Source organism: Streptomyces sp. NPDC045998, assembly GCF_056430285.1.
Genome location: NZ_JBWKLJ010000001.1, coordinates 960599 through 987304, shown reverse-complemented (window position 1 = coordinate 987304; position 26706 = coordinate 960599). Strand labels below are relative to the sequence as shown.

Genomic DNA, 26706 nt, shown 5'->3' with positions numbered 1-26706 from the left:
CAGGAAGCGCGTTCACGGCCCCCGGCGCGGGCGCACGCAGCGCGTTCACGGCCCCCGGCGCGGGCCGGGTCGGGTGGGCACGGCCCCGGGCGCGGGCCGGGTCGGGTGGGCACGGCCCCGGGCGCGGGCCGGGTCGGGTGGGCACGGCCCCGGGCGCGGGCCGCTGCCCGGCACACGGTATGCAGGGGGCACCACCCCCTGGCCCGCTCCCAGCGTCTGGAGGCCCATCGTGCGCCCGCTGTCCCGTCCCCGCCCCGTCCCGCTCCCCCGCTCCCTCTCCGGCTGGACCATGGCGGTCTTCGGCCTCTGCGCCACGGCACTCGGCGCCCTCGGGCTGGCCGCTCCGGACGGTCTGCTGGCCGTCATGGGCTTCGAGGCCATACCGAGCGCCCGGCGTGCGGAGGGCGACCACACCCTGACGTTCCTGACCGCCTCCTCGATGGCGGCGGTCAACATGGGCGTCTACTACGTCCTGGCGGCGCTCGCCGACTGGAAGCCCTTCTTCCGGTGGACGGTGCCGTTCCGGCTCCTCACCTGCGCGGTCTTCACCGCGGCGGTCCTCGCGGGGCGCGCCCCGGCCGGCTTCCTGGCCGTGGGCCTGTGGGAGGGCCTCGGCGCGGTGGTGACGGGGGCCGCGCTCCGGTATGAGGGCCGGGCGCGGCAGAATGCGGCGGCATGACACACCGGTTCGCCCTGCTCGGCGGGGACCACGACGACGCGGTCTGGAACGACCTCTGGAACGACCTCTGCCACCAGGGCTCCGTCTACGAGGACAGCTTCGCCGCTCTGCCGTTCCTCGCGGCCATCGCGGCGGGCCGCGCCCCCGGCGACCGCGAGCAGGCGGTGCTGATGGCCGGGCTGATCGCCTCCGCCGCCGACGAGGAGCGCCGGGCCCGGTACGCCGGCGAGATCGCCGAGCTGCTGCCGGTGGCACGGGAGTGCCTGGCGGCCTGCCCGGCGGAGGACGCGAGCACCTTCGTCTACTTCACGCAGTGCCTACTGGCGTTCGAGGGCGTACCGGTCTGGTCGGACGCCCTGGAGGGGCTGTTCACCGAGGAGTTCGAGGTCGAGTGCCCCGAGTGCGGGGCGATGCCCTTCGTCGTCTTCGGTGACCACTCCGAGGACGAGGAGGCCGAGACGCACCCCGCGGACCCGTCGGAGCTGACGGGCATCGCGCAGCGGCTGTACCGGATGGCGAGCGAGGCCGGGCAGGCCGGGGTCGCGCGGGGCGTGACGTACCTCTTCGGGCGGGCGACCTGCCCGGAGTGCGCGACGGAGTTCGCGGTCTCCGACCGGGTCGCCGCCCTGGCCACGGGCGGCTGAGGCAGAACGGGGCTGAGGGTGGGCCTCACGGGCCTTGCCCAGGGCCGCCTTGAGGGTGACGTAGGCGGGGAGGCCCGCGCCGCGCGGGGGCCGGTCCAGGTTTACGACGTGTAACACATGAGGTCAACCGGTGCGGCGCGGGCGTGTCCGGTGCTTCGATGAACCCCTGATCGACTCTCGGCCCCGACCGATCCCTGGAGGTCATGCGATGGCGGCGAACGGACGCTCGGCCCCGCCCACGCTGGAGGAGGTGGCCGCGCTCGCCGGTGTGGGGCGGGGCACGGTGTCACGGGTCGTCAACAACGCGCCGGGGGTCAAGGAGACCACCCGGGTGCTGGTGCAGCAGGCGATCGACCGGCTCGGCTACGTACCGAACCGGGCCGCCCGGGCCCTGGCGGGGAGTCGGAGCGACGCGGTGGCCCTGGTCATCGCGGAGAGCGCGCGGCGGTTCTTCACCGAGCCGTTCTTCTCGGACATCGTGCACGGCGTCACGGCCGGGCTGGTGGACACCGAGATGCAGTTGCTGCTGACGCTGGTACGCGGTGACAAGGAGCGGCAGCGTTTCGTCCAGTACGCACGCGCCGGGCGGGTCGACGGGGTGCTCCTGGTGTCGGTGCACGACGACGAGCCGCTGCCGGACCTGCTGGCGGAGCTGGACGTGCCGACGGTGCTCAGCGGGCGGCGGCGCAGCGACGAGTCGGTGTCGTACGTCGACTCGGACAACGTCGGTGGCGCCCGGGCGGCCGTGCGCCACCTGGCGGGCTCGGGGCGGCGTGCCATCGCCACGATCGCCGGGCCGCTCGACATGTACGGGGCCCGGTGCCGGCTGCGCGGCTACCGGGAGGAGATGCGGGAGGTGTTCGGCCGCGAGCCGGACCCGGCGTGGACGGCGCGGGGCGACTTCACCGAGGAGAGCGGGCGCCGGGCGACGCGGGAGCTGCTGGAGCGCCACCCCGGGCTCGACGCGGTCTTCGCGGCGTCGGACGTCATGGCGGCGGGCGCCCTGCAGGTGCTGCGGGCGGCGGGGCGGCGGGTTCCGGAGGACGTGGCCGTGGTCGGGTTCGACGACTCGCCGATCGCGCAGCACACCGATCCCCCGCTGACGACGGTGCGCCAGCCGGTGGAGGAGATGGGGCGGGCCATGGCCCGGGTCCTGATGGAGAGCATCGACGAGCGCGGCGCCGGGCCCGGCTCCGCAGCAGGCGCCGGGGCCGGGGCCGCCTGGCGGCACGTCATCCTGCGGACGGAGCTGGTGCGGCGGGCGTCGGCCTGACCCCCACCCCGCACCGCCCGTCCCGGCGCAGGCCGGCGATGGCGGTGTCGGCGCCCCGCGCGTACGGGGCGAGCTGCTCGGGCGTCATCGCGACGCGCCAGCGGCCGTCCTCGTACCGCATGCGCAGGGTGCCCGACGTGCCGCCGCCCTGCCAGTGGGCCTCGACGGTACGGGCGCCGGCGGGGACGGCGCGCACCACCTGGAGGGGGACGGCGAGCAGCGGGTGGCAGGCCCGGTGCACGCGGACGTAGGTGTCGCGCGGGACGCGCTGCCGGGTGTCGCCGCTGAAGCCGGCCCAGGCGCCGGACCAGTCGCCGCCGGAGAGCAGGCCGAGGTGGCTCTGTGCCGCGGCCCGGGCGGCCTGCTCGTCGGCCCCGCCGCCCGCCGCGCTCCCGGTCACCGGGCCCGTCGTCGCGGCGTCCTGCGCGCGGCTCGCCCACACGGCGGCGAGGAGGGCGGCGGCGACGGCCACCGGGGCCAGGCGCCGCCGCCGCGAGCGGCGCGGGTGGTCGGGTCGGTGCATGGGGCGTGCGCGCCTTCCGCTGAGCGGGCGGCCGCGCGACCGGGGGTCGGCGCCCCGGTCACGCGGCCTGTGGGTGAGGGTCGTTCACGGCGGAGTCCGTCGCGGCGGGGTCGCGCCAGGGGTCAGTTGGCGTACCGGCTGGTGCCGTACTTCTTCACCAGCTCGGTGTTGGAGGAGACGGTGAGGTCCGCGGTGAAGCGGATCGAGTCGCGGGTCGTCTCCAGGCCGACGGCGCCCTGGTTGGGTCCGCCGAGCTTGTACGTCCAGGTGTGGCCGGGCTCGATGCCGCGCTGGGCCAGTGACACGTCGTGGAAGCCGAGGCGGGCGATGTAGTACGACGTCCCGTCGCCCCGCTTGACCTCGACGAAGTCCTGCTGCGGGTGCCCGAAGGCCTGCGAGGCCGCGTAGTGGTGCTGGTCCGAGCCGGACGGGGCGAGGAAGACGAGGACGCCGCAGTCCAGGTGGATGGGCTTGGTGGAGCGGTTGGTGAAGACCAGCTCGCGCAGCCCGTAGCCGGTGGTGCTGTCGGCGCGGACGCTCACGGTCAGCGGCACGTTGGCCGTGAAGGACCGGGTGAGCGGCTCGTCAAGGATCGGGTTGCGGCCGGAGAGCGGGTAGCTGGGGCTGGTGTGGCAGCGCTCCAGCGGGGTGGTGTACTGCGAGGCTCCCCCGGTCGGGAGCGCCTGCGTGAAGGTGTCGGGGCCGCCGCTGACGGCCGTAGTCTGCCCGGCCGCGGCGGTGGCCGGGCGGGAGACCCCGAGCTGTACGGCGATCGCCGCGACGACGAGGGCCAGGGCGAGGGACGCCACCAGGACTAACTGGACGGCGGGTCCGCGGGGTGCGGAACCGCGGACGACGGCTGGGCGCATGGGGGTGCCTCCTGGGCGGATGGGGAGGGCGGCGCGGCGTACGGGTTCGGCGGTTCCCGGCCGTCGCGCCGCCCAGGGGTGAGGGCGGCAGGTTTTTGGGAGCGCTCCCGCCCTCGGCCACCACTGTGGAGACTTGAACGGCTCACGTCAATGCATGCGTCGCACTGTCTTGCCTGAGCTACAGGAGGCTTCTGCAGGCCCGCGGCAGCCCGAAATTGGGAGCGCTCCCAGTGACCTCGGCATTGGTCGGTCTCCAGTCGGTATCCATCGGCATCCGCCGCGCGGACGGTGACACGGGCCTGTCGCCGCTCGACCGGGCCCTGAGGGGCGGTCACGCGGAGACGGCCGCCGCGCCGCCCGACGCCGTGGGCGCCGCGGGTGACGCGGGTGACGCGGGTGACGCGCACGACGACGGGCCGGCCGTCCCCCCGTGGGCACGGCCGGCCGCTCACTGCGCCGGATCGGTGAGTGGAACCTGTCCGCCCGGACCGGTACCTCCCACCAGGGGCCGGGCGGACAGGGGCGGGTGGGGATCAGGCCGGGGGCGCGCCCCAGGCGAGGGTGGTGCCGGTGTAGGCGGGGATCGTGGGGGCGTCGGCGTACGCGGTCGCCGTCGAACGGCTGTAGTCGTCGGCCTCGTTGAAGGCGGACCAGTCCGACTTGGCCATCCGCAGCTGGATGTCACCGGTGTCCCGCCCCGCGGCCAGCGAGCCCGCCGCGAAGGTCACCTCCAGGTACGCGTCCGCGCCGGCGACGGGAGTCGTCAGCGGCACGACCCGCGTCTTCACGTTTGAGCAGCCGACCGCCGCGTAGTCGCAGTAGGCGTTGACGGAGACCGAGCCGTCGCGGGTGAAGTAGTAGCGCAGCGAGACCGTGCTCAGGTCCACGGCCGAGGTGCCGGTGTTGGCCACCTGGAGCGAGGGCCGGATGGCGTTGTCCGTGGCCGACGCGTCGTTGTTCTTGTAGCGGACCTTCACCCCGCCGGTGGGCGTGGGGCCGCCGCCGTCCGCCGAGGTGGTGACGGACAGGGCCGCGGAGGCGGCCGAGACGTTGCCGGCCGCGTCCCGCGCCCGCACGGTGTAGCTGTACGCGGTCGAGGCCGCGAGGCCCGTGTCGGTGTACGTCGTCCCCGTCACCGGGGCCGCGTTCACCTTCGTGGCGCCCCGGTACACGTCGTACCCCGTCACCCCGACGTTGTCGGTCGACGCCGTCCACGACAGCGTCACGGAGGAGGACGTCTTCGCCGGGCTGGTCAGGCCGGTCGGCGCGGTGGGAGCGGTGGTGTCCGTGGGAGGGGGCGTGTCACCGCCGCCGATGGCCGGGTGGGCGTTCTGGACGAGCATCGCGAACTGGTTGTGGAACCAGTGGCCGGCCAGCGGTGCGTCGGGCATGGCGCCGGTGGGGTTGTTGCCTGCGTTGGGCGCCGTGTAGGCCGGGTTGCACATCGGGTCCGGACGCTTGCCCTCCTCGTTCGGGATGTCCGTGCTCGCGCCGTCCGACTCCCCCGGCGGCTTGATCCAGAGGAACGCGTCGAGGTGCGAGTCCGGGTAGCCGGCGGGTGAGGCCTGGGGCGGCTGGCCGATGCCGGCGCCGTTCACGTTGCACCACAGGCCGCGGTGCGTGCGGCGGTCCACCTTCGACTGGGTGACGTACGTGTCGAGGACCGTGCTCGTCGACTCGGCGGTCGGCCGCGCGGCGCCGCCCCAGCCGTTGCGGGAGGTGTCGACGACCAGGCCGGTGGACGCCGGCCAGCCCTGGGAGACCAGGGCGCCGTAAACGGCCTTGGTGAAGTCGGACTCGTCGAAGTTCGGGTTCCACTCGTAGTACTTGCCCGACTTGATCATCCCTCCGCCGACCGTCTTGTTCGGGTCGGTGAGGAACGGTTCCGCGAGCGGCGTGTAGTTGGAGACGTTGGTGATCAGGCCGTCCACGCTCGCCAGGCCGGCCGCCGTCCCCTTGACGACGTCCGTGTACAGCTGGGTGGTCTGGGAGAGGTTGTTGTCCCAGCCGAGCCAGCCGGAGTGGGCGAAGTCCATGTACGTGTAGACGTTCGGGATGGCGTGCAGCTTGTTCAGGGCGTACCGGATGGCGTCGACCTGGATGCCGCTGCTCTTGGCCTGGGCGCACTCGGGGTCGGCGAGGTTGGTGACCAGGTTGGGCAGGCCGTCCGGCTCGATAACGGTGGTGATGCGGATGTCCTGGTACTTGGGGTTGGCGAAGACCGCGGCGATGGGGTCGATGTACTCGGCCTTGTAGCGGGCCAGACCGGCGGCGGTGAGGGGCAGTTCGCCGTTGGAGGCGAGGGCGGCGCAGTCGCGGCCCGGGAGGTCGTACACGACGAAGGTGGCGACGAGCGGCTGGCCGGGCTTCTTCTGGGCGAGGGCCAGGTCCAGGTGGTCGGCGAGGCTCTTGCGGCCCGCGTTGGCGTCGCCGCCGTGGATGGCGGCGATGCGGTCCAGCCAGACGGCGGTCGGGTACGTCTTGACCTTCTCCATCTTGGCCTTGAGCCCCGCGTCGGCGGTCCGGGCGATGGAGCCGTCGACCAGGCGGGCGTAGTCCGGGTTGACGTAGAAGGAGGCGCCGGCGAACGGGTTGTCGACGTGGGCCTCGGCCGCGGCCGCCGTCGGTGCGGAGCCGAGGAGGCCGGCCAGGCCGAAGAGGAGGGTGGTGGCGGTGGCGGCGGCCACGGCGGTGCGCCGCCGCTTGTGCCGCCTCCCCTTGCGTGTCTCGTGGGACTTGTGGATCTCGTGGGACTCGTGCGTCACGTGCGTCACGTACGGATCTCCCTTTTCGAGGGGTGCGGGGGTGGGACGGGAACGCCGGACCACTGAATGGGAGCGCTCCCATTTACAAGCAATGAACCAGCGGGCAGGCCTCCTGTCAATGCGCATGACAAGCCCCGAAGGACCGCAGGTCCGGACCGGAATCCGCACATTCTTTCGTGGCGAGCGCTTCCGAAAAGAGACTTGACTGCCCATCCGGACAACTGATGGCCTTTTCCCGCTTGAACACCAACTAAGCGCTGCGCGCGGAAGGTTGACCCCTCATGCAGTTGATCGAGCGCATATCAAGCACATTCGATTCCTTGCGGCGGCCCGGCCCGCACGAACTCCGCGAAGCCTGGGAGAGCATCGACGCCTCACTGGACGAGATCCTGCCCTACGCGGGCGACCCGGGCGTCTACCCCTACGGGCGCAAGAAGCTGTACGCCACCGGGGACATCGAGATCCTCGCCATGAACTGGGCGTCCCACCGCCCCTGCGCGCCGCACGACCACGGGCACTCCTTCGGCTGGATCAACGTCATGGCGGGAACCGTCCGGCACACCCTGTACACCCTCGACCAGGACGACATCCCGGTCTCCTTCCTCACCCGCGACGAGCGGTGCGGCTCCCGGTACTTCGCCCCCCGCGGCATGATCCACAGCATGGAGAACCCGACGGACGACCTGACGGTGACGCTCCACCTGTACGCACCGCCCATCACCGGCATGCGCGTCTACGACCTCGAGCGCTGCGCCGCCTGCGTCGTGAGCGACGACTGCGGGGCGTGGTGGCCCGACGAGCAGCGCCAGCTCGTGCGGGAGATCAAGCTCAGCCGTACCCGTACCGTCCGAGAGGAGGCCCTGTCGTGACCGCGACGCCCCCGGTGCGCCACGCGATATCGCTGCGGAGCGTCCTCGCTCCCGATACCTCCTGGAACGAGCTGCGCTCCACCCTGACCAGGGCTTCCGTCGACATCGACTCCTTCGCGGCCCTGGAAGAGGCCCGATGTCTGCCGGACGGCAGGACGGTCGCCCGGCGATGTATCGACGGGCCGGTGTGCTTCACCGTCTCCGACGAGGCGTTCCTCCTCGTCGTCTCCGGCCGGGTCGAGCTCGTCGCGCTCGCCGGCCACGCCTCGGACGGGCCCTCGGGCGAGGTCGTGGGCGAAGGCCAGGTCCGCCGGCTCGTCCCCGGCGCGGCGGCCGGGATCCGGCCGAGTGCCAGTACGGACACCGCCGTGGTCGTGGAGGTCTCGAACGTCCCCGGTGCCCTGAAGGAGCAGCCCGAGTCGCTCCCGCGCCTGGCGGAGGTCCCCGCGCTGCCCGACTACTACTACGGCTACTCCGACCGGTACGCCCGGGTCTACGAGGCCGGCGCGCCCCTCTGGGAGCCGCCCGAGCCCAACGAGGCGCTGGTGCACGCCCTGGAGACCATGGGCGTCGAGCCCTGCTCCGTCATCGACCTGGGCTGCGGCGAGGGCCGCGACGCGAACTACCTGGCGGGGCGGGGCTTCGACGTGGTGGGCGTCGACGTCGCCCGCCCCGCGCTCACCAAGGCGCGGGAACGGGCCGCCGCCCAGGGCGTGGAGCCGACGTTCCTGGAACGGGACATCTGCGTCCTGGCGGACCTGCCCCGGCAGCGGTTCGACCTCGCGATCAACATGGGCTGCCTGCACATGATCCCGGACAGCGACCTCCGCTCCGCGCACCTGAAGCGGGTGCACGAACTCCTCGCCCCCGGCGGCCTGTTCCTGGTGGCCCACTGCCGGGAGCGGTGGCTCGACGGGTTCTTCTCCGTGCCGGACTACGAGTCGGTGGGCCCGGTGGTCCCCGGGCGGGTCATCCCGCGGCGCATCCGCCTGGAGGACGGCAGCACCACCGAGCTGATGCTGCCGCTGGTGCCGTACAAGGAGAGCCCGACGAGCGAGCTGATCGACGAGATCCGCGCGCACGGGTTCGAGCTCGCGGCGGACCTGAGCAGCCGTACCGCGGCGTTCGGCAGCACCGCCGTGCTGGCGATGCGGAAGCCCTCCCCCGATGCCTGAGCCGGGGGGAGGGGGGAGGTCCACCGCCTTCGTGTGGCTGGTTTTCACCACCCTCTGCATCGCCTGGGGAAGCACCTGGATCGCGATCCGGGTCGGGGTCACCGCGATGCCCCCGCTGTGGTTCGCCGCCACCCGCTTCGTCGTCGCGGGGCTGATCCTGCTGCTGCTCGCGCGGTGGCTCGGCGGCTGGAAACCCATCGCCCGCTCCGACATCAGGCCCCTGATGGTGATGTCCTTCGGGGCCATCAGCGTGTGCTTCGGGCTGATCTTCTGGGGCGAGCAGTACGTCGAGTCGGGGACCGCCGGAGTCATCGTCCAGGGCTTCGTCCCGATCGGGCTGTTCTTCTTCGCGGCGCTGATGACCCGTGAGGTGATCGGCCGGACGCAGTGGGCCTCGCTCGGCATCGGCCTCTGCGGCGTGGTGCTGCTCCTCTACGGGCAGACCAGCAGCGACTGGTCGCCGCGCAAGGCCCTCGCCGCCCTGGCGATCGTCGTGGGCACGCTCGTGTACGACTGGGCTGGCGTGTACGGAGGGGGTGTGCTGTCCCGCTACCCCTCGGCGCTCATGTCCGCGTTCGAGAACCTGGTGGGCGGCCTGCTGCTCCTGCCCTTCGCGTTCCTCCTGGAGGGCCGGCGGATCCTGGAACATCCGCTGCCGGAAGCCTCGTCGACCTGGCTGAGCTGGGGCTATCTCGTCCTCGTGGGGTCGGTGCTGGGCTTCACCGCCTACACCTACCTGCTGCGGGCCTGGGGTCCCACGCGGACGTCCGCGTACGCCTTCGCGACCCCTGTCATCGCCCTGCTCCTGGGGGCGTGGCTGGCGGACGAGCGCATCACCTGGCAGCACGTCGTGGGCACCCTCCTGATCCTCGGGGCGGTGGCCGGGATCACCCGGCGACGGAACCGGGCCGCGCGTACCGACGCGTCGAAGGGGCCGCTCCACGAACCCGTCGACGCCTGAGGGCGGCCTCCTTCTCCGGGCGTCCCGCCCCGCACGGCGGTCGCCCGGAGAAGGAGGCCCGGTCAGCGGAGTCTGCCCGCCCCCGCGCGCGCGGTGACGAGTCCCGGCAGGGCACGCGGGTCGTCGATTCTCGTGCGCAGGGTCGGGGTCCAGCCCGCCCCCGGCGTGAGGACCTCGCCCGGCGTCTCCGCGTTGTGGACGGCGATGAGGTCGACCGGCCGGCCGTTGACGTGGTTGCCGACGGCCGTCACCGGGGCCTCCTTCCACTTCTTCAGGATCCGACCGGCGCTGACGCCCGCCGGCAGGCTGAAGGAGTTCTTCTCGGCGTGGAGCCGGGACGCGTGGCCGATGCCGAAGGCGTACGCGTAGGGCTGCCCCTTCCTCACCACGTGGTGGTTGTTGTACGCGTCGACCTGGCCGAAGCGGACGCGCGGGGCGCGCTCGACGACACCGCTGAAGAGGTTGTGGTGGAGCGTCACCCTGAGCTTCCCCGCGTCCGTGGCGGCCGCGCCGTCGCTGTTGCCGATCATCAGCGTCTTGTCGTGGTCGGCGAACACGTTCCAGGAGGCGGTGACGTGGTCGGCGCCCCGCACGATGTCCAGTTCGCCGTCGTGCTGCTGGTACAGCTCGCCGTAGTAGCGGGGCAGGGAGCTGTCGGGGTACCGGCCGTCGGTGAAGGTGTTGTGGTCGATCCACACATGGGTGGAGCCGTACACCACCATCGCGTCGTACTCGGAGTTCCAGGCGCCCGTCGCGCCGTCCGTGGGGTCCCACTGCGGGAAGCAGTCGAGCGGGCTCTCCAGCGTCAGGTTGCGGACGATGACGTCGTCGACGTGCCGGATCTGGAGGCTGCCGCCCGTGATGCCGGCGTCGTCGCCGACGCCCACGATGGTGGTGCGGGCGGGGACGGCGGCCTTGACGGAGGCCGCCTGCTTCTCGGCGGAGGCGGCGCGCAGGTCCTCCTGGGGGCCGCTGACGGGGGTGTCACGGCCCCACACCGCCGGGTCGTACGCGGCGAGGTACCGGTCGAAGTCGTACCCGTCGGCCTCGAAGGAGGCGCAGCCGCCCTCGGTGGCGTTCAGGGTGCCCACCACCCGGATGATCCTGGGCGCGCCGCCGGTGTCGGCGGCGAGCGCGGCCTTGAACCGGGACCAGGTGGTGACGGTGTACACGTGCTCGGGCGCGGCGGCGGCCCCGCCTCTGGTGCCCGGGCCCTCGGAGGCCCAGCCGTCACCGGCCGGGAGGGTCTGCCGGGCGAGGTCGCGCGGGGCGGGCGGGGTGGCGGCGTGCGCCGTGACCGTACCGGTCAGGGCGAGCACCAGGGCGGTGCATCCGGCGAGCGCCGGGGCCGATCTGTGGGGACGCATGGCGGCTCCTGTCGTGTCAGGTCTGCGGGGAGGTCCCGGGTTCGGTCTCGGTCTCGGCCTCTGGCTCTGGCTCCGGCTCTGGCTCTGGCTCCGACCAGGTGATCCACTCGGCGGGTACGGGGTCCTCCAGCCGCCGTACGTGCCGCGGTTGCAGCACTCCGGCCGCCCGCAGGCCCCGCGCCACCAGCCGCGCCACCTCGATGGCGCCGCGCGGCCGGAAGTGGGTGTTGTCCTGCTCGCCGTCCGGGAAGTTGGGCGACTCGCCCGGCGCGAGCCACAGGAAGTACTCCTTGGAGGGCTCGGGGCCGAGCCTGCGCCACTCGGCGAGACTCGACTCCTGTACGTCGACGAGGGTGACGCCCTCCTCGGCCGCCAGCGCCCGCACGGCCGCCGGATACGCACCGTGCGTCGGCACGGGACTGCCCGAGGCGTCGAACCTCCGCCGCTCGACGGAGGTCAGCAGCACCGGCCTGGCCCCGCGCGCCCTGGCCCCGGTCACGTACCGGCGCAGGTGGTCCTGGTAGGTGGTCCACGGCTCGGTGAAGCGGGTGGGGTCGGCCGACTTCTGGTCGTTGTGGCCGAACTGGACGAGCAGGTCGTCGCCGGGGCGCAGCACCTCCAGAACGGCATCGAGGCGGCCCTCGTCGATGAAGCTCTTGGAACTGCGGCCGTTGACGGCGTGGTTGGCGACGGCGAGGCCCGGCGTGAGGAAGAAGGGGAGCGCCATCCCCCACCCCGTCTCGGGCGCGGCGTCGGCGTACTTCCGCGCGGCGGTGGAGTCTCCGGCGATGTGGAGGGTACGGGGCCGGGGGCGGGGGCGGGCCGTGGCCTCCCCCGCGGCGGCGGTCACCAGCGGCAGGGCGGCGGCGAGGGCCGCCGCGGTCCGCACGGTCTGTCTGCGGCTCAGGGACACGGGTGGGTGCTCACTCTCGTCGGGGGGTCGTCAGAGGGCTCAGCTCTTGTTCTGCTGTTCGTTCCACTCCGCGCGGGCCGTGTTCAGCTGCTCCGCGAGCGTGTCGAGGAACTGCTGCGCGGTCATCTGGCCCAGCAGCACCTTCTGGAAGTTCGGCTCGTTGTCGGCCTTGCTGATCTTGTTCCAGTCGGGGAGGAAGTAGGGCAGCTCGACGATCGTGGTGGAGCCGTCGGTGAGCGCCTGCGCGCCCAGCTTCGTCGCCTCGGCGTCCCGCAGCCACGGATCGGCCTGGGCTTCCTTGTTGGCCGGGATGGCGCCGGCGGAGGCGTTCCACTTGCTGTTGGACTCGTGGGAGACGGCGAACTCGATGAACTTCCACGCCGCGGCCTTGTTCTTGCCGGTCTTGAAGAGGCCGAGGCCGTCCACCGGGTTGGAGACCTGGACGCGCTTGCCGTCCGGTCCGACCGGGTTGGGGATGCCGGCGAACTTGTCCTTCCCGAGCGCCTTCACGTGGTCGGTGTAGGAGCCGAGGTTGTGGCTGAGCATGCCGATGGTGCCGGTGTCGAACTGCGCGACCATCTTCTTGAAGTCGTTGTTGACGTCCGCCGCGGGCGTCGTCTTCTTGTACAGCCCGACGTACTTCCCCAGCGCCGCCACGTTCTTCGGGTCGTTGACGGTGGTCTTGTCGCCCTCCCAGAAGGAGGTGATGCCCGACTGTCCGTACATGGCGTCCAGCGCCTGTGCGATGGAGCCGGCCCCGCCCCGGATGGTGTAGCCGAATTCGTTGTTCTCGGCGTCGGTGAGCTTCTGGGCCGCAGCGTAGAACCGGTCCCAGGTCGTCGGCGGCTCGAGGCCCGCCGCCTTGAACAGGTCGGTGCGGTAGTAGAGCGTGCCGTTGCTGGCGGAGGTGGGTACGGCGTACATCTCGTCGGCGCGCCCGCCGGCCGACGTGACGGAGTCGACCATCGTCTCGACCAGCTTGCCGTCGAGGCCGGAGTCCTTGATCCGGTCGCCGACCGGGTCCAGGGCGTCCTGGGCGACCATGTTGGCGAGGTAGGCCGCGCCGACGCCGCCGACGTCCGGCAGGCCGCCGCCCGCGATGGCGGTGTCGTACTTGGACTGCACGTCCTCGCTCGGGACGGGGACGTACTTCACCTTGATGTCGGGGTGCTTCGCCTCGAAGTCCTTGATGATCTCCTGCCAGACGGCGGTGCGGACGCCGCCGTTGTTGTCCCAGAAGGTGATCGTGCCCGTGCCGGAGCCCTCGGCGCCGCTGCCGCCGGTGCCGTCGTCACCGCAGGCGGTGGCGGTGAGGGCGAGCACCGCGGTCAGGGACACGGCCACGGCGGTCCGTCTGGTGCCGGAGTGCGGGTGGTGGTGGGTCATGTGCGGCTCTTCTCTCTCGGTGCGTGCGGGAGTGCGGGAGTGCGTGCGTGGGTCACGGAAGGCGTGGGGCGCGGTGCGGGGCCCAGCCGTCCCGGCCCGCGAGGTAGTCGGCGACCTCGTGCCGGGCGGCGTCGGCGTCGGACATCTGGGGGCGGTCGGCGGTGACGGCGGCGCCCGGGCCGTACGTGCGGTACTCGCTGAAGCGGGCGTCCTTCCACGAGAAGCCGCCCATGTCGGTCCACGGCGCCGCCTTGATCGCGGCGGGCAGCTCCGTCTCGCGGATCAGCACCTGGCCGACCGCGTCCGGGTTGCCGCCCGGGTGCCAGGGCCGGCCGAGGTGGAAGGAGCCGGCCGGGGCGTCGCTGACGACGCGGGAGCGGGTGATGAGGAAGCCGTACGGGTTGTCCTTCCAGGTGCTGGCGGCGGTGACGTAGCCGTTGTTCGTGGTGGAGCCGCGGCTCAGCGCCCGGATCAGCGACCCCTCGATGACGGTCGTCGCCCGTCCGTAGACGAAGTCGACGTCGCCCTCGATGTACGCGTCGCGGAGGTAGACGCGGCTGATGGCGTCCAGGCGGGGGCTGTCGGTCATCAGGGTGTCCTGGTTGCCCTTGAAGGCGGTGTTCTCGAAGACGATCCGGTCGCCGGTGGTCTTCATCGCCAGCGCCTGCTCGGCGTTGAGCTCGTGCGCCGCCTCGTCGAAGTCGTTGACGAAGGTGAGGTTGCGGGCGGAGACGTCGGAGGCGGCGATCAGGACGGTGGCGCTGGCGCTGGACCCGCCGTACGCGTTCGGCGTGTCGTACACGATCACGGTGTCGGCCCGGTTCCGGCCCGTGCCGGCCAGGGCGATCCGCGGCCGGTCGGCCGGGACGCGGACCTTCTCGCGGTACGTCCCCGGCGCGATCCGCACCGTCACGAGCCCGTCGTTGCCGGCCGGGACGGCGTCCACGGCCGACTGGACGGTGGGGTACGCGGCGGGCACGTCGAGCACGGTGTCGACGCCGATCGTCTTCTGCGGGCCGGAGAAACGCTTCACCAGGGCGGGCACGGCGGCGGCCGGGTCGAGCCGGTACGCGTAGAAGGCACGCGGGTCGAAGGCGGTGCCCCACTCGTCGTGGCGGCCGGTCGTGCCCCGCAGGATCGAGCCGCGCTCGACCAGTTCGGCCGTGGCGTCGGCCTGGTAGGGGTGCTGGACGTCCTCGTAGTAGCTGTTCTCGATGACCATCCGGGTGCGGCCGCGGGCGTAGTTGCCGTACGACCAGACCGGGTCGCCGTCCGCGACCTGGGAGGAGAGGTAGTTGTTGTAGAGGTGGGCGTAGGCGCAGTTGTCGGCGGACGGGTTGCGCTGCTTGGTGCCGCTGAACCAGTTGTGGTCGATGGTGATCTCGGTGGTGAGGTTCTCGGTCCAGCCGATCCCGAACGCCTTGTTGTGGGTGTCGAAGCGGTTGTACGAGACGGTGACGTACCGGCTGTCCTTGCGGACGTCCAGCAGCCCGTCGCCCATGTGCGTGAAGCGGTTGTGGTCGATCCAGACGTGGTGGACGGCGTCCATCTGGATGGCGTCGAAGTCGCTGGTCTTGCCGTCCCAGTCGCCCTCGACGTACGAGTCGCGGATGGTGAGGTTGCGGATGATGACGTTGTGCGTGCCGGGCTTCAGCTGCAGCTCGCCGTGGACGATCTCGCCGCTCGTGCCGACGCCGACGATGGTCTTGTCGGAGGCGACGGTGATCGACGAGCCGAAGGGCGCGACGTCGATCGCGCCCGCGACGCGGATGATGTAGGGCTCGGCGGCGACCGCGTACCTCGCCAGGTCGGCCTGCGTGCGTACGGTGACGACCTTGCCGCCCTTGCCGCCGGTGGTGCCGCCGGCGAGGGAGGCGAAGCCGTGCGGCTCGTCGGCCCCGTGCCGGTCGGCCCGCTCCTGTACGGGCCGGGGCGCGGCCTCGGCCGGGGTCACCGCGCCCAGGCCGAGGACGGCCGCGAGGGCGGTGACGGTGGCCAGCGCCCGGCCCGGAAGTGAGGGCAGGCGCGTGCTCCATGGGTACGGCATGGCGGCTCCAAAGAGAGGTGCGGACAGGTCAGTTGACGCGGAATTCGGTGAAGGTGGCCGTCCCGGCGCCGCCGGGCGGCCCCTCGGGCGGCGCCACCGCGAACAGGCCGAGCAGCGCCCCGACCCAGCGCCAGGGCGTGGCGGCGAAGACCGGCCCGGACGGCCGCCACCCCTCCCCGGTGCCGGTGTCGTACGCGAACCGGCAGCGGGCGCCGGGCGAGACCGCGACCCGCAACCGCACGCGGCCGTCGGGTGCCCGGGCCCGGAGCCGGACCGGGTGTGCCGCGTCCCGCTCCCGCTCCGCGACCGGCTCGGCGAACCGGTGCACCAGGGACACCGACCCGTCCGCTCCCCGCTCCAGCCCGATCCACGAGAAGGCGTCGCCCAGGACGGCGAGCCCGGCGCGGGCCCCCGGCGCGGCGGACTCCAGGCTCAGGGTCACCTCGGCGGTGAAGGTCTCGGCGGGCAGCCGCTGCGTGAGGACGTTCGGCAGGAGGCGCAGGTCGTGGGCGTCGGCGGTCCGGACGCAGGCGAGGCGCAGCCCGTCGCCGCCGTGGGCGGGGGTCCAGCCGGGCCGGGGGTTCGCGGTCCACTGCCACTGGCGCCCGAACCGCCCGCCGGGGAAGGCGTCGTCGGTCGCCGGGGCCCCGACGGGCTGGGGCGGGCCGGCGGGCTTGCGGTGGACGCGGACGGGCTCGCCCGCGTCGCCGATCACGGGCCAGCCGTCGTCCGCGTCCCACGCCATCGGCTGGAGGTGGACGACCCTGCCGTACGCGCCGCGCGCCTGGAAGTGCAGGAACCAGTCCTCGCCCGCCGCCGTGCGCACCCAGCCGCCCTGGTGGGGGCCGTTGACGTCGGTGGACCCCTGGGCCAGCACCACCCTCTCCTCGTACGGGCCGGAGAAGTCCCGCGCGCGGAAGGCGCCCTGCCAGCCGGTCTCCACTCCCCCGGCCGGGGCGAGGATCCAGAACCAGCCGTCGTGCCGGTACAGCTTGGGCCCCTCCAGGGTGAACCAGCCGGGGATCCGGTCGCCGTCGACGATGACCGCGCCGTCGTCGAGGAGGGTGCGGCCGTCGCGGCTCATGCGGTGGCCGGTGAGCCGGTTCTTCACGCCGGAGCGGGACTTGGCCCAGGCGTGGACGAGGTACGCCTCGCCGGTCTCCTCGTCCCACAGGGGGCAGGCGTCGATGAGGCCCTTGCCCGCCTTGAGGAGGTGCGGCTCGCTCCACGGGCCCCGGACGTGCTCGGCGTTCACCTGGTAGATCCCGTGGTCCGGGTCCCCCCAGAAGATCCAGAAGCGCCCGTCGGCGTGGCGCAGGGAGGGCGCCCAGACGCCCCGGTCGTGGCGCGGCACGGCGAAGTCGGCGGCCGGCTCCAGCCGGTCCAGGGCGTGCCCGACGAGCGACCAGTTGACGAGGTCGCGGGAGTGCAGCAGCGGCAGGCCGGGGGCGCGGCCGAAGCTGGAGGCGGTGAGGTAGAAGTCCTCGCCGACGGCGATGACGTCGGGGTCGGACCAGTCGGCGTGCAGGACCGGGTTGCGGTAGGTGCCGTCGCCGAGGTCCGCCGTCCCTACCGGTGGTGTCACGACAGGGCCTTCCGTACGAGGGCGGCGGCCTCGCCCGCCTCCAGCCGGCCGTCGGCGACGACGGTCACCACGCGGCGTACGGCGGTGGCGCCGGCCGGCAGGGGCAGCCGGGTGTCCCAGGCGAGCGCGGAGCCGACGCCCGGGTACTCCTCGGTGCGGACGAACCAGGGGTCGCGGCGGGTCGCGTCGGTGGCTCCGGCGAAGACGAGCGTCCAGTCGGGGCCCGCCAAGGCGAGCCAGTCGGCGGTACGGCCGTGCACCGCCCGCTCGCCCTCCGCGTCGGCGGTGAAGACGCCCGGCGCGGCGGGTCCCTTGGGCGCGCGCCAGAAGAAGCCGCCGTAACCGGCGCCGGGGCGGCCGTTGGTGGCGGGTGACCCGAGGGAGAGGTCGCCGGGGCCGGGGTTGGTGAGCGAGTAGGTGAAGTCCAGCGCCCACGCGGTGGCGGTCAGTTCGGTGGCGGCGACCGTACGGCGCTCGCGCAGCAGGTCGCGGCCGTCGGCGCGCCAGACCAGGTCCTCCACGAAGCCGTCGGGGTCGCACAGCTTCCAGTCCTCGTGGCGCTGTTCGCCGTGGTTGTCGAGGGCCGTCGGCCCCCGGTCGCGTACGTAGGTGCGCCCGCCCCAGAAGTTGCGGCCGTCGACGTCGGGCACGGCGACGCAGACGCCCAGGTGGTGGCGGTGGTCGTCGGGGAGCTCCTCGGTGACGGGGGTGCCCTTGAGGGTGGTGACGGGGTGGAGGTACGGGCGGGGCGCGAGGTCCGGGGCGAGGGTGGACGGCCGGTAGAGGTAGCGGCCGACGGGCCGGCCCGCGCAGCGCAGGACGAGGAGGTTCATGGGGAGTTCTCCAGTTCGGAGAAGAGGGAGAGGGTGTCGGCGCTCGCGTGGACGAGCGCGTCGATGCCTTTCACCACGCGGCGGTTCCCGTCCGCGTACCAGGCCCCCTCGGGGAGGCGGCGCGGTTCGGGGGCGGTGCGCACGGCTTCGACGAGCCGCATGAAGGCGCCGGTGCGGTGCGGCGGGACCAGCAGTTCCTCGCCCGCAGTCAGATGGCCGACGAGGTTCTCCAGGAGGTCGGTGCGGCCGTGGAGGCTCTCGGCCGGTCCGTGTCCGGCGCGCTGCAGCAGCACGCGGTCCTGCTTGTACCAGAGGGTGATGCGGCCGCGGGTGCCGTGGACGACGACGTACGGCTCGCCGGGTTCCTCGGCGCAGAGCGTGACGGCGACCGTGACGCGGGTGCCGCGGCGCGTGGTGAGGCGTACGCAGGAGGTGTCGTCGGCCTCGATGGCGTGGGCGCGGGCGAGCTCCAGCTCGATGGCGGCGACGTCCTCGGCGTGCGGGCTGCCGTCCAGGGCGAGGGCGGTGGCGGCGGCGTGGGCGAGCGGGTTGGTGAGGACACCGTCGACGACGTCGGTGCCGTCGTCGAGGCGCCGCCTGCCGGCCCACGGGGAGCGGCGGAAGTACGCCTCGTCGCGCGCCCAGGCCCCGGCGGCGCCGATGCCGGTGACGTCGCCGACGGCTCCCTCGGCGACGAGCGTGGCGATGGCGGGCAGGGCGTGCGAGCCGAGCGACTGGAAGCCGATCTGGCAGGCGGTGCCGGCGGCCCGTACGCCGTCGGTCATCCGCCGGAACTCCGCGAAGGAGGGCGCGGGCGGCTTCTCCAGCAGGAGGTGGGTCCCGTGCGCGGCGGCGGTGAGGGCGAGGTCGGTGTGGGTGTCGATGGGGGTGCAGAGGACGGCGATGCCGCCGTCGGCGGCGCCCGTCGCGTCCAGCAGGGCGCCGAGGTCGGCGGACTGGAGCGGGGGCGGGGAGCCGAGGGCGTCGAGCTCGGCGGCGTCGAGGGGGCGCGGCTCGCAGACGCCGGCGAGGCGTACGAGGCCGGCGCGCTGGAGGCGCCGGATGTTGGCCAGGTGCCACCGGCCGTGGCCTCGGGCGCCCGCCAGGACGAGCGGTATCGGGGTGCGGGTCATGCGGTCTCAGCCCTTCACCGCGCCGGCGCTGAAGCCGGTGATCAGCCACTTCTGGATGAAGGCGAAGACGATCACCACGGGTACGGCCGCGACGACGCCGCCCGCCGCGAGCGCGCCCAGGTCCACGCTGTCGGCGCCGATGAGGGTGTTGAGGCCGACCGGGATCGTCTGCTTGTCCTGTTCGCTGAGGAACATCAGGGCGAAGAGGAAGTGGTTCCAGCTGTGGACGAAGGCGAAGGAGCCGACCGCGATGAGCCCGGGCCGCAGCAGCGGCAGGACCACGGCGAGGAAGGCGCGCAGGCGCGAGCAGCCGTCCACCCAGGCGGCCTCCTCCAGGGAGACCGGCACGTTCTTGATGAAGCCGCTGATGAGGATGATCGACAGGGGCAGCTGGAAGACGGTCTCGGCGATGATGACGCTGCCCAGCGAGTTGATCATCTGGAGGTTGCGGAAGATCTCGAAGAGCGGCACCAGCATGAGCGCGCCCGGGATGAACTGCGAGCACAGCAGCGCCAGCATGAAGCCGTTCTTGACGCGGAAGTCGAAGCGGGCGAGCGCGTAACCGCCGGAGAGGGCCACCAGCGTGGTCGTCACGAGCGTCACCAGGCCGACGATCATGCTGTTCTCGAAGAAGACGCCGAAGCTGCGCTCGGTCCAGACCTTCTCGAAGTGGTCGAAGGTCATCGGCCACGGCAGGAGGGAGGTGGACCCGGCCGGCCGTACCGCGAACAGCAGCATCCAGTAGAAGGGGACGAGCGTGAACAGCAGGTACAGCCCGAGCGGGAGGTAGATCTGCCAGCGGGGTACGTCGTCGAAGGCGCGCTCGCGCTTCGGTGTGCGCGACCGGGACGGGGGCGGCGGGCCGTCGGGCTCGGCCAGGGGCGGGCGGGTGCCCTTCTCGGCGAGTTGGGCGGTCATGAGCGGTCGCCTCCGAACTTGCTCAGGCGCAGATAGAGGATCGAGCAGAAGAGGAGGATCACGAACGCGACGGTGGTCAGCGCGGAGGCGTAACCGAAGTCGTGGCCCTCGATGCCGGTGTTGGCGATCATCAGCGGCAGGGTCGTGGTGACGCCGGCCGGGCCGCCGCCGGTGAGCGTGTAGAGCAGGTCGACGTTGTTGAACTCCCAGACGCCGCGCAGCAGCGTGGAGAGGATGATCGCGTCCTTCAGGTGCGGCAGCGTGATGTGGAGGAACTGCCGCAGCCGCCCGGCCCCGTCGACCGAGGCCGCCTCGTACAGGTCCCTCGGGATGGACTGGAGGTCGGCGAGGATGAGGATGGCGAAGAAGGGGACGCCGCGCCAGAGTTCGGCGAGGACCGCCGCCCAGAAGACGGTGCCCGTGTCGGAGAGCACGGAGGTGCCGTACGCGCCGATGCCGGCGTCCGCGAGGTAGCGGCTCAGCCCGGTGGAGGGGTTGTAGAGCAGCATCCAGATGGTGGTGGTGAGGACGCCGGAGACGGCCCACGGGGAGAAGACCAGCGCGCGGGCGAACGCCCGGCCGACGAAGGTCTGGTTGACCAGCAGGGCCAGGACGAGCCCGAGGGCGAGTTGCAGGCCCACCTGGACGACGACCCACTTGGCGCTGAAGCCGAGGGTGGACCAGAAGAGCGGGTCCTCGGTGAAGATCCGCGTGAAGTTGTCGAGCCCGGCGAAGCCGTTCTTCCAGGGCTTGGTGACGTTGTAGTGCTGCAGGCTGTAATAGAAGACGCTGAGCACCGGGTAGGCGATGAAGCCGGTCATCAGCAGGGCGGCGGGCGCGATCAGCAGGTACGGCAACCGGCGTGGTGCGGCCGTGGCGTGGGCCATGGCGTGTCTCCGTTCATCGGACGTGGGGAAGCGCTTTCCGGATGCCGTTCGGTATACCGGACATGCGGATCTTCAGGCGTACGGAACCTCGGACGTACGGATCTCCGGGCGTACGGCTCTCCGGGTACGGCGGCGGCTCAGCCCGCGTAGGGGTCCGGGACCTCGCCGCTCCTGGCCAGGAACGCGAAGTCGCAGCCGGTGTCGGCCTGGGTGATGTGCTCGCTGTACAGGGCGCCGTAGCCGCGCTCGTACCGGACCGGCGGCGGCGTCCAGGCGGCCCTGCGGCGCGCCAGCTCCTCGTCGTCCACGTCCAGGTGGAGGGTGCGCCCCTCGACGTCGAGGGTGATGAGGTCGCCGGTGCGGACGAGGGCGAGCGGCCCGCCGACGTACGACTCGGGCGCGACGTGCAGCACGCAGGCGCCGTAACTGGTGCCGCTCATCCGGGCGTCGGAGATCCGCACCATGTCCCGCACCCCCTGCTTGAGCAGGTAGTCCGGGATCGGGAGCATGCCGTACTCGGGCATGCCGGGGCCGCCCTTGGGGCCGGCGTTGCGGAGCACCAGCACGTGCTCGGGGGTGAGGGCGAGCGACGGGTCGTTGATGGTGCGCTGCATGGTCCGGTAGTCGTCGAAGACGACGGCGGGGCCGGTGTGCTTGAACAGGTGCGGCTCGGCGGCGATGTGCTTGATCACGGCGCCGTCGGGGCAGAGGTTGCCGCGCAGGACGGCCACCCCGCCCTCGGGCGCGAGCGGGTTGCCGCGGGGCCGGATGACGTCGTCGTCGTGGACGAGCGCGCCGTCGAGCTGTTCGCGCAGTGTGTCGTGGGCGACGGTGGGCCGGTCCAGGTGGAGCAGGTCGGTGATGCGGGAGAGGAAGCCGGGCAGTCCGCCGGCGAAGTGGAAGTCCTCCATGAGGTGGCGCCCGCCGGGGCGGAGGTTGGCCAGGACGGGCACGGTACGGGCGATGCGGTCGAAGTCGTCGAGGGTGAGCCCGACCCCGGAGCGGCCCGCCATGGCGATGAGGTGGATGACGGCGTTGGTGGAGCCGCCGAGCCCGAGGACGGTCGTCACGGCGTCCTCGTACGCCTCCGGGGTCAGGATCCGCGACAGCCGCAGGTCCCGGCGGACGAGCTCGACGATCCGCATCCCGGCGGCGGCGGCCATCCGGTCGTGTCCGGAGTCGACGGCCGGGATGGAGGAGGCTCCGGGCATCGTCACGCCGAGCGCCTCGGCGGCGGCCGTCAACGTGGAGGCGGTGCCCATGGTCATGCAGTGGCCGGGCGAGCGGGCCAGGCCGCTTTCGAGCTCGGCCAGCTCGCAGTCGCCGATGAGCCCGGCGCGCTTGTCGTCCCAGTACTTCCACATGTCCGTGCCGGAGCCGAGGACCTGGCCGCGCCAGTGGCCCGGCAGCATCGGCCCGGCCGGTACGAAGACGGTGGGCAGGTCGGCGGAGGCGGCGCCCATGAGCAGCGCGGGCGTCGACTTGTCGCAGCCGCCCATCAGCACGGCCCCGTCGACGGGGTAGGAGCGCAGCAGCTCCTCCGTCTCCATGGCGAGGAGGTTGCGGTAGAGCATGGGGGTGGGCTTCTGGAAGGTCTCGGAGAGCGTGGAGACCGGGAATTCGAGCGGGAAGCCCCCGGCCTGCCACACCCCCCGCTTCACGGCCTGGGCGCGGTCGCGCAGGTGGACGTGGCAGGGGTTGATGTCGGACCAGGTGTTGAGGATCGCGATGACCGGCTTGCCGAGGTGCTCCTCGGGGAGGTAGCCGAGCTGGCGGGTGCGGGCGCGGTGGCTGAAGGAGCGGAGGCCCGCCGAGATGCCGCTGCCGTACCACCGGTGGCTGCGGAGCTCTTCCGGATTCATATCCCCCACCCCTTGACGATCTCGGCGACCTCGGCGCGGCGGGCCTCGGGCAGCGGGCGGCTCGGCGGGCGCACGTCGCGGCGGCACACCCCGAGCACGTCGAGGGCCTCCTTGACGACGGTGACGTTGTCGGCGGACTGGTCGGCGGCGCGCAGCTCCTCGAAGGGGCGGATCCGCTCCCACACCTCGGCGGCGGCCGCCCGGTCGCCGACGCGCAGCGCGTCGCGCAGGGCGAGGGAGACGGCCGGGGCGACGTTGACGAGCCCGGAGGTGAAGCCGGTGGCGCCCATGGCCCAGTAGGCGGGCGCGTACAGCTCGGCGAGGCCCGCGATCCACACGAACCGCTCCAGCCCGGCGTCGCGGGCGACGGCGCCGAAGCGGGCGGCGTCGGGGACGGCGTACTTGACGCCGATGACGTTCGGGCACAGCTCGCCGAGGCGGCCGATGGCGGCGCCGTCGAGGAGGGGGTTGCGGACGTAGGGCACGACGCCGAGCTCGGGGACGGCGTCGGCGATCTCGCGGTGGTAGTCGATCCACCCGTCCCGCGAGACGTACGGGTGGACGGGCTGGTGCACCATCACCATGCCGGCGCCGGCGTCGCGGGCGTGCCGGGCGGCGGCGACGGCGGTGGGCAGGTCGTGGCCGACACCGGCGAGGACGGCGGCGCGGTCGCCCACGTACGCCACGGTCAGTTCGGTGACGAGGCGCCGCTCGTCGGGGGTGAGCGCGTAGAACTCCCCGGTGTTGCCGCCCGGGGTCACGGCCCGTACGCCGCCGTCGAGGAGCCGGCCCAGCAGGGCGCGGTACGCGTCCCGGTCGACGCCTCCGTCGGGTCCGAAGGGTGTCACGGGGATCGCGACGACGTCCGCGAGCGCCGCCCTCGGTGATGCGTGGTCCATGCGGCTGTCCTTGTCTTCCGTCTGCGGAGTGTTCACGGGCGGGGGAAGGCGCGCTCGACGAACGAGGCGATGTGCTGGTGCAGCGCCCGCGCGGCGCCCTCGGCGTCCCCGGCGGCCGCGAGGTCCAGGATCCGCCGGTGCTCGTCGGCCTCGCGCCGCCAGGACGGCTCGGCGCTCCAGGCGACGGTCGACACGAGGGCGGCCTGGTCGCGCACCTCGTCGAGCATCCGCGCCAGCAGCGGGTTGCCGCAGTGCGCGTACAGGGCCCGGTGGAACTCCCGGTTGGCGAGGGACCGTTCGGCCTGGTCGGCGGCGTTGTCCGCGTCGACCAGCGCCTGGCCGGCGACCTCCAGGGACGCCTTCCGCTCGACGGTGCGCCGCAGCGCCTCGGGCTCCAGGAGGAGCCGTACGTCGTACACCTCGCGCGCCATCGCGGCGTCCACGGTGCGGACGGTGGCGCCCTTGTACTGGCTCATGACGACGAGCCCGGTCCCGGCGAGCGTCTTCAGCGCCTCGCGCACCGGCGTTTTGGACACTCCGTACTGGGCGGCCAGTTCGGTCTCCACCAGCGCTTTGCCGGGGGCCAGCCGCCCGGTGAGGATCGCGTGCTTGATCGCTTCGAGGACGTACTGGGTGCGGGAGGGTATCGGGGTGGGGGCGGCGAAGGCCATACGGGCGGCTGCTCTCATATCTCGCGTATCGCGTCTCATATATGACGTACGAAGGACGACGGGTTGAAGGTAGGGCGGTGGCATGGCTACGTCAACGCTTCCGACGAAAAAGGCCCGGCCGGATCGGCCGGGCCCGAACGCGGGGCCCCCGTAAGGGCGTTGGCCTCCGCGCGTCAGCGCAGGTCCCGCAGCGCCTCCGCCACCGCCGCGAGGTCGCGGGGCGAGGCCAGGCCCGCGTGGTAGAGGCGCAGTTCGGTGGCGCCGAGGGTGCGGGCGCGGCGGGCGTCGGCCGCGAGGGTGGCCGGGGAGCCGCCCATGCCGGAGACCACCGTGAGGTTGGCGGCCAGGACGGTGTCCCCGCGGGCGTGCGCGGCGAACGGCGGGAGCACCTCCTCCGCGCCGCCGCCCGTGCAGGGCAGGACGACGCCGTCCGCGACGGACAGGAGGTGCGCCGGGTCCGCGCCCGCGTTGGCGCCACAGCGGTACGGGGCGGGGTCGGCGTGCAGCAGCACCCGGAAGCCCGGCGGCGCGGCCGCCCGGACCGCCGCGACGCACGCCTCCTGGAGGGCGCGGGCGACACGGGTGCGCCAGGCGAGGGTGGCGTCGGCGAACCCGGCGCCCAGCAGCTTCCCGACCGCCGGCCACCCGGCCCCGCCGGTCCCGCTCCCCGCCCACACCGGCTCCAGGGCGCGGCGCACGGCGGCGCCGAGCTCGTGCGGGTCCAGGCCCTCGCCCGCGTACCCGTCCCGGCAGGTGCCGCAGAAGCACAGCGACATCAGGTACTGCGCGGCGTCCCCGAGGGCGACGCCGCCGGTCTTGTCGTGGGCGTGCAGGTGGGCCATGCCGTACCAGCCGCACGACTCCAGTTCGGTGCCGCGCGCCCCGGGGCGTACCGCCGCTTCGGCGGCGAGCTCGACGAGGTACGCCCGCACGTCGGGCCGGGCGACGCAGGGCGCCCAGGGGTAGCGGTCGCCGTACGCGTTGACCACCGAGGTGTGCGGGTGCTCGGCGCCGAGGCGGGAGCTGTGCGCGAGGACGACCCAGCTGTGCACGTCGAGCCCGGCGTCCGCCAGCGCCTCGGCGGCCTCGCCGTACGCGTCGCCGGGGGCCCACGCCCCGGCCGCGTACGGGCGCAGCGGGTGGCGGGCCCAGCGGCCGGATTCCGGCGGGTAGAGGACGGCGGCGTACTCGGCGGTGACGACGCGGTGGCGGGGGTGGAGCGGGGTCAGGGCGCGGGTGGAGTGGTACGCGGAGGCGAGCGTGACCTGCCGGACGCCGAGGTCGGCGATGCGCCCGGCGGCGTCCGGGTCGCCGATGACGTCCCAGGGGTAGAGGAAGGCGGAGGCTTTCACCGCACGCCTCCGGGGCCCGGGGCGAGCAGGGCGCGGCCGTGCTCGACCAGCCGGGCGAGCTCCTCGACGTGGGCGGGGGCGGGCTCGCTGAGCGGCGGGCGGACCCCGCCGACGTCCAGGCCGCCGAGGCGTACCCCCGCCTTGACGAGGGAGACGGCGTACCCGCGCCCCTGGGCGCGCAGCTCGACCAGCGGCCGGTAGAAGCCGTCGATGAGGCGGTCCGCGGTCGCGTCGTCGCCGTCGCGGAGCGCCCGGTGGAAGGCGAGGGCGATGTCGGGTGCGAAGCAGAAGACGGCGGAGGAGTAGAGGGTGACGCCGATGCCCCGGTAGGCGGGCGCGGTCAGTTCCGCGGTGGGCAGGCCGTTGAAGTAGAGCAGGTCGAGCCCTTCGGCGCGGACGGCGCTGACGACGCGCTGCATCAGGTCGAGGTCGCCGTACCCGTCCTTGAGGCCGATGACGCCGTCGACGCGGGCGAGCGCGACGGCCGTGGCCGGGGTGAGGACGGCGTTGTCGCGCTGGTAGACGATGACGTCGAGGGAGGTGGCCCCGGCCAGCGCGGTGTAGTGGCGCAGCAGGCCCGCCTGGTCGGCCACGACCAGGTACGGCGGCATGGCGAGCAGCCCGTCCGCGCCCGCCTCCTCGGCGAGGCGCGCGTACCGGACGGCGAGCGCGGTGCCGTATCCGGTGCCCGCGACGACCGGCACCCGTCCGGCGGCCTCCTCCACGGCGGCGGCGACGCAGGCGCGGAACTCCTCCGGTGTGAGGGCGTGGAACTCCCCCGTGCCGCAGCAGGCGAAGACGGCGGCGGCGCCCGCCTCGACGCCGCCGCGTACGTGCGCGCGGAAGGCGTCGAGGTCGAGCGCGCCGTCCGGTCCGTACGCGGTGACGGGGAAGAACAGCAGGCCGTCGAACCGGTCGGCGAGCGGTGCTCGACCTGGGGACGGGGCAGAGGTCACGGGCTCTCCCTGAACAGCCATCGCACATATGCGTGCATGATTCTGACCGATGTTTATATTTCTGAACGCGGCCACGCTAGGGCAGGCCTCTTGGGCCGGTCAAGGCGCCGCTCGACGGAAAACCGCGGCCATGGCAGCG

The 26706-nt window shown here is 73.0% G+C and carries 23 protein-coding genes; 6 read left to right on the top strand and 17 right to left on the bottom strand.

Annotated elements, in window-relative coordinates; translation table 11 throughout:
• The first annotated feature begins 289 nt into the window (after positions 1-289).
• The 3 genes from AC07FJ_RS04395 (at position 290) to AC07FJ_RS04385 (ending at position 2596) form a co-directional block, all read left to right on the top strand.
• Positions 290-679 (top strand): hypothetical protein, encoded by a 390-nt coding sequence (locus AC07FJ_RS04395; RefSeq protein ID WP_479045308.1) that lies wholly within the window; start codon positions 290-292, stop codon positions 677-679.
• Positions 676-1323, top strand: a complete 648-nt coding sequence (locus tag AC07FJ_RS04390; protein WP_479045040.1) for a hypothetical protein — start codon at positions 676-678, stop codon at positions 1321-1323. Before AC07FJ_RS04395 ends, AC07FJ_RS04390 begins: the two co-directional genes overlap by 4 nt.
• 208 nt (positions 1324-1531) lie before the next feature.
• Positions 1532-2596, top strand: a complete 1065-nt coding sequence (locus AC07FJ_RS04385) for a LacI family DNA-binding transcriptional regulator (protein WP_479045037.1) — start codon at positions 1532-1534, stop codon at positions 2594-2596.
• On the opposite strand, the gene AC07FJ_RS04380 is transcribed toward AC07FJ_RS04385, so the two are convergent.
• From AC07FJ_RS04380 to AC07FJ_RS04370, 3 genes are all read right to left on the bottom strand, one after another.
• A complete protein-coding gene (locus AC07FJ_RS04380) occupies positions 2556-3119 on the bottom strand; it encodes a hypothetical protein (protein ID WP_479045034.1) in 564 nt (187 codons plus the stop codon). The genes AC07FJ_RS04385 and AC07FJ_RS04380 overlap by 41 nt on opposite strands.
• A gap of 122 nt (positions 3120-3241) precedes the next feature.
• Entirely contained in the window at positions 3242-3988 is a 747-nt protein-coding gene (locus AC07FJ_RS04375) for a hypothetical protein (RefSeq protein WP_479045032.1), read from the bottom strand.
• Between the two features lie 533 nt (positions 3989-4521).
• Complete coding sequence (locus tag AC07FJ_RS04370; protein ID WP_479045029.1) at positions 4522-6762, bottom strand: glycoside hydrolase family 6 protein; 2241 nt, start codon at positions 6760-6762, stop codon at positions 4522-4524.
• Positions 6763-7034: 272 nt separating this feature from the next.
• Between AC07FJ_RS04370 and AC07FJ_RS04365 the strand changes: the two genes are divergently transcribed.
• From AC07FJ_RS04365 to AC07FJ_RS04355, 3 genes are read left to right on the top strand one after another with little or no spacing between them, the layout of a single operon-like run.
• Positions 7035-7622: a cysteine dioxygenase gene (locus tag AC07FJ_RS04365; RefSeq protein ID WP_479045027.1), complete on the top strand. Its 588-nt coding sequence runs from the start codon at positions 7035-7037 to the stop codon at positions 7620-7622.
• A complete protein-coding gene (locus AC07FJ_RS04360) occupies positions 7619-8797 on the top strand; it encodes a class I SAM-dependent methyltransferase (RefSeq protein WP_479045026.1) in 1179 nt (392 codons plus the stop codon). Before AC07FJ_RS04365 ends, AC07FJ_RS04360 begins: the two co-directional genes overlap by 4 nt.
• Positions 8798-8828: 31 nt before the next feature.
• Entirely contained in the window at positions 8829-9758 is a 930-nt protein-coding gene (locus AC07FJ_RS04355; RefSeq protein ID WP_479045024.1) for a DMT family transporter, read from the top strand.
• Between the two features lie 62 nt (positions 9759-9820).
• Here AC07FJ_RS04355 and AC07FJ_RS04350 read toward each other — a convergent pair whose 3' ends face one another.
• The 14 genes from AC07FJ_RS04350 to AC07FJ_RS04285 all read right to left on the bottom strand — a co-directional run bounded on the left by AC07FJ_RS04350 (position 9821) and on the right by AC07FJ_RS04285 (position 26588).
• Entirely contained in the window at positions 9821-11125 is a 1305-nt protein-coding gene (locus AC07FJ_RS04350) for a pectate lyase family protein (protein ID WP_479045023.1), read from the bottom strand.
• A gap of 16 nt (positions 11126-11141) precedes the next feature.
• A complete protein-coding gene (locus AC07FJ_RS04345; RefSeq protein ID WP_479045021.1) occupies positions 11142-12038 on the bottom strand; it encodes a rhamnogalacturonan acetylesterase in 897 nt (298 codons plus the stop codon).
• A gap of 39 nt (positions 12039-12077) precedes the next feature.
• Complete coding sequence (locus AC07FJ_RS04340) at positions 12078-13424, bottom strand: ABC transporter substrate-binding protein (RefSeq protein ID WP_479045018.1); 1347 nt, start codon at positions 13422-13424, stop codon at positions 12078-12080.
• Between the two features lie 52 nt (positions 13425-13476).
• On the bottom strand, positions 13477-15471 hold the full coding sequence (locus AC07FJ_RS04335; protein ID WP_479045016.1) for a pectinesterase family protein: 1995 nt from the start codon (positions 15469-15471) through the stop codon (positions 13477-13479).
• 28 nt (positions 15472-15499) lie between these two features.
• Positions 15500-17056 (bottom strand): glycoside hydrolase family 43 protein, encoded by a 1557-nt coding sequence (locus AC07FJ_RS04330; protein ID WP_479045013.1) that lies wholly within the window; start codon positions 17054-17056, stop codon positions 15500-15502.
• Complete coding sequence (locus AC07FJ_RS04325) at positions 17053-17889, bottom strand: DUF6807 domain-containing protein (RefSeq protein WP_479045010.1); 837 nt, start codon at positions 17887-17889, stop codon at positions 17053-17055. The genes AC07FJ_RS04330 and AC07FJ_RS04325 overlap by 4 nt, the downstream gene beginning before the upstream one ends.
• Complete coding sequence (locus tag AC07FJ_RS04320) at positions 17886-19022, bottom strand: Gfo/Idh/MocA family protein (protein ID WP_479045008.1); 1137 nt, start codon at positions 19020-19022, stop codon at positions 17886-17888. The genes AC07FJ_RS04325 and AC07FJ_RS04320 overlap by 4 nt, the downstream gene beginning before the upstream one ends.
• A 6-nt stretch (positions 19023-19028) precedes the next feature.
• Positions 19029-19940: a carbohydrate ABC transporter permease gene (locus AC07FJ_RS04315; protein ID WP_479045005.1), complete on the bottom strand. Its 912-nt coding sequence runs from the start codon at positions 19938-19940 to the stop codon at positions 19029-19031.
• The gene (locus AC07FJ_RS04310) at positions 19937-20827 is read right to left on the bottom strand and encodes a carbohydrate ABC transporter permease (RefSeq protein WP_361414886.1); all 891 of its coding nucleotides are present in this window, start codon (positions 20825-20827) and stop codon (positions 19937-19939) included. Before AC07FJ_RS04310 ends, AC07FJ_RS04315 begins: the two co-directional genes overlap by 4 nt.
• A gap of 137 nt (positions 20828-20964) precedes the next feature.
• The gene (araD, locus tag AC07FJ_RS04305) at positions 20965-22689 is read right to left on the bottom strand and encodes an L-arabinonate dehydratase (RefSeq protein WP_479045004.1); all 1725 of its coding nucleotides are present in this window, start codon (positions 22687-22689) and stop codon (positions 20965-20967) included.
• The gene (locus AC07FJ_RS04300) at positions 22686-23588 is read right to left on the bottom strand and encodes a dihydrodipicolinate synthase family protein (protein ID WP_479045001.1); all 903 of its coding nucleotides are present in this window, start codon (positions 23586-23588) and stop codon (positions 22686-22688) included. The genes araD and AC07FJ_RS04300 overlap by 4 nt, the downstream gene beginning before the upstream one ends.
• Before the next feature lie 32 nt (positions 23589-23620).
• On the bottom strand, positions 23621-24259 hold the full coding sequence (locus tag AC07FJ_RS04295) for a GntR family transcriptional regulator (protein ID WP_361414880.1): 639 nt from the start codon (positions 24257-24259) through the stop codon (positions 23621-23623).
• Between the two features lie 173 nt (positions 24260-24432).
• Positions 24433-25611: a hypothetical protein gene (locus AC07FJ_RS04290; protein WP_479044999.1), complete on the bottom strand. Its 1179-nt coding sequence runs from the start codon at positions 25609-25611 to the stop codon at positions 24433-24435.
• Positions 25608-26588, bottom strand: a complete 981-nt coding sequence (locus tag AC07FJ_RS04285) for a 5-dehydro-4-deoxyglucarate dehydratase (protein WP_479044998.1) — start codon at positions 26586-26588, stop codon at positions 25608-25610. Before AC07FJ_RS04285 ends, AC07FJ_RS04290 begins: the two co-directional genes overlap by 4 nt.
• Between the last annotated feature and the right edge of the window lie 118 nt (positions 26589-26706).

What these genes read in the sequence shown, in the direction of transcription:
- AC07FJ_RS04395 (WP_479045308.1), top strand. Translation starts at nt 290, where the DNA reads ATGGCGGTCTTCGGCCTCTGCGCCACGGCACTCGGCGCCCTCGGGCTG.
- AC07FJ_RS04390 (WP_479045040.1), top strand. Translation starts at nt 676, where the DNA reads ATGACACACCGGTTCGCCCTGCTCGGCGGGGACCACGACGACGCGGTC.
- AC07FJ_RS04385 (WP_479045037.1), top strand. Translation starts at nt 1,532, where the DNA reads ATGGCGGCGAACGGACGCTCGGCCCCGCCCACGCTGGAGGAGGTGGCC.
- AC07FJ_RS04380 (WP_479045034.1), bottom strand. Translation starts at nt 3,119, where the DNA reads ATGCACCGACCCGACCACCCGCGCCGCTCGCGGCGGCGGCGCCTGGCC.
- AC07FJ_RS04375 (WP_479045032.1), bottom strand. Translation starts at nt 3,988, where the DNA reads ATGCGCCCAGCCGTCGTCCGCGGTTCCGCACCCCGCGGACCCGCCGTC.
- AC07FJ_RS04365 (WP_479045027.1), top strand. Translation starts at nt 7,035, where the DNA reads ATGCAGTTGATCGAGCGCATATCAAGCACATTCGATTCCTTGCGGCGG.
- AC07FJ_RS04350 (WP_479045023.1), bottom strand. Translation starts at nt 11,125, where the DNA reads ATGCGTCCCCACAGATCGGCCCCGGCGCTCGCCGGATGCACCGCCCTG.
- AC07FJ_RS04340 (WP_479045018.1), bottom strand. Translation starts at nt 13,424, where the DNA reads ATGACCCACCACCACCCGCACTCCGGCACCAGACGGACCGCCGTGGCC.
- AC07FJ_RS04335 (WP_479045016.1), bottom strand. Translation starts at nt 15,471, where the DNA reads ATGCCGTACCCATGGAGCACGCGCCTGCCCTCACTTCCGGGCCGGGCG.
- AC07FJ_RS04325 (WP_479045010.1), bottom strand. Translation starts at nt 17,889, where the DNA reads ATGAACCTCCTCGTCCTGCGCTGCGCGGGCCGGCCCGTCGGCCGCTAC.
- AC07FJ_RS04320 (WP_479045008.1), bottom strand. Translation starts at nt 19,022, where the DNA reads ATGACCCGCACCCCGATACCGCTCGTCCTGGCGGGCGCCCGAGGCCAC.
- AC07FJ_RS04315 (WP_479045005.1), bottom strand. Translation starts at nt 19,940, where the DNA reads ATGACCGCCCAACTCGCCGAGAAGGGCACCCGCCCGCCCCTGGCCGAG.
- AC07FJ_RS04310 (WP_361414886.1), bottom strand. Translation starts at nt 20,827, where the DNA reads ATGGCCCACGCCACGGCCGCACCACGCCGGTTGCCGTACCTGCTGATC.
- araD (WP_479045004.1), bottom strand. Translation starts at nt 22,689, where the DNA reads ATGAATCCGGAAGAGCTCCGCAGCCACCGGTGGTACGGCAGCGGCATC.
- AC07FJ_RS04300 (WP_479045001.1), bottom strand. Translation starts at nt 23,588, where the DNA reads ATGGACCACGCATCACCGAGGGCGGCGCTCGCGGACGTCGTCGCGATC.
- AC07FJ_RS04295 (WP_361414880.1), bottom strand. Translation starts at nt 24,259, where the DNA reads ATGGCCTTCGCCGCCCCCACCCCGATACCCTCCCGCACCCAGTACGTC.
- AC07FJ_RS04285 (WP_479044998.1), bottom strand. Translation starts at nt 26,588, where the DNA reads ATGGCTGTTCAGGGAGAGCCCGTGACCTCTGCCCCGTCCCCAGGTCGA.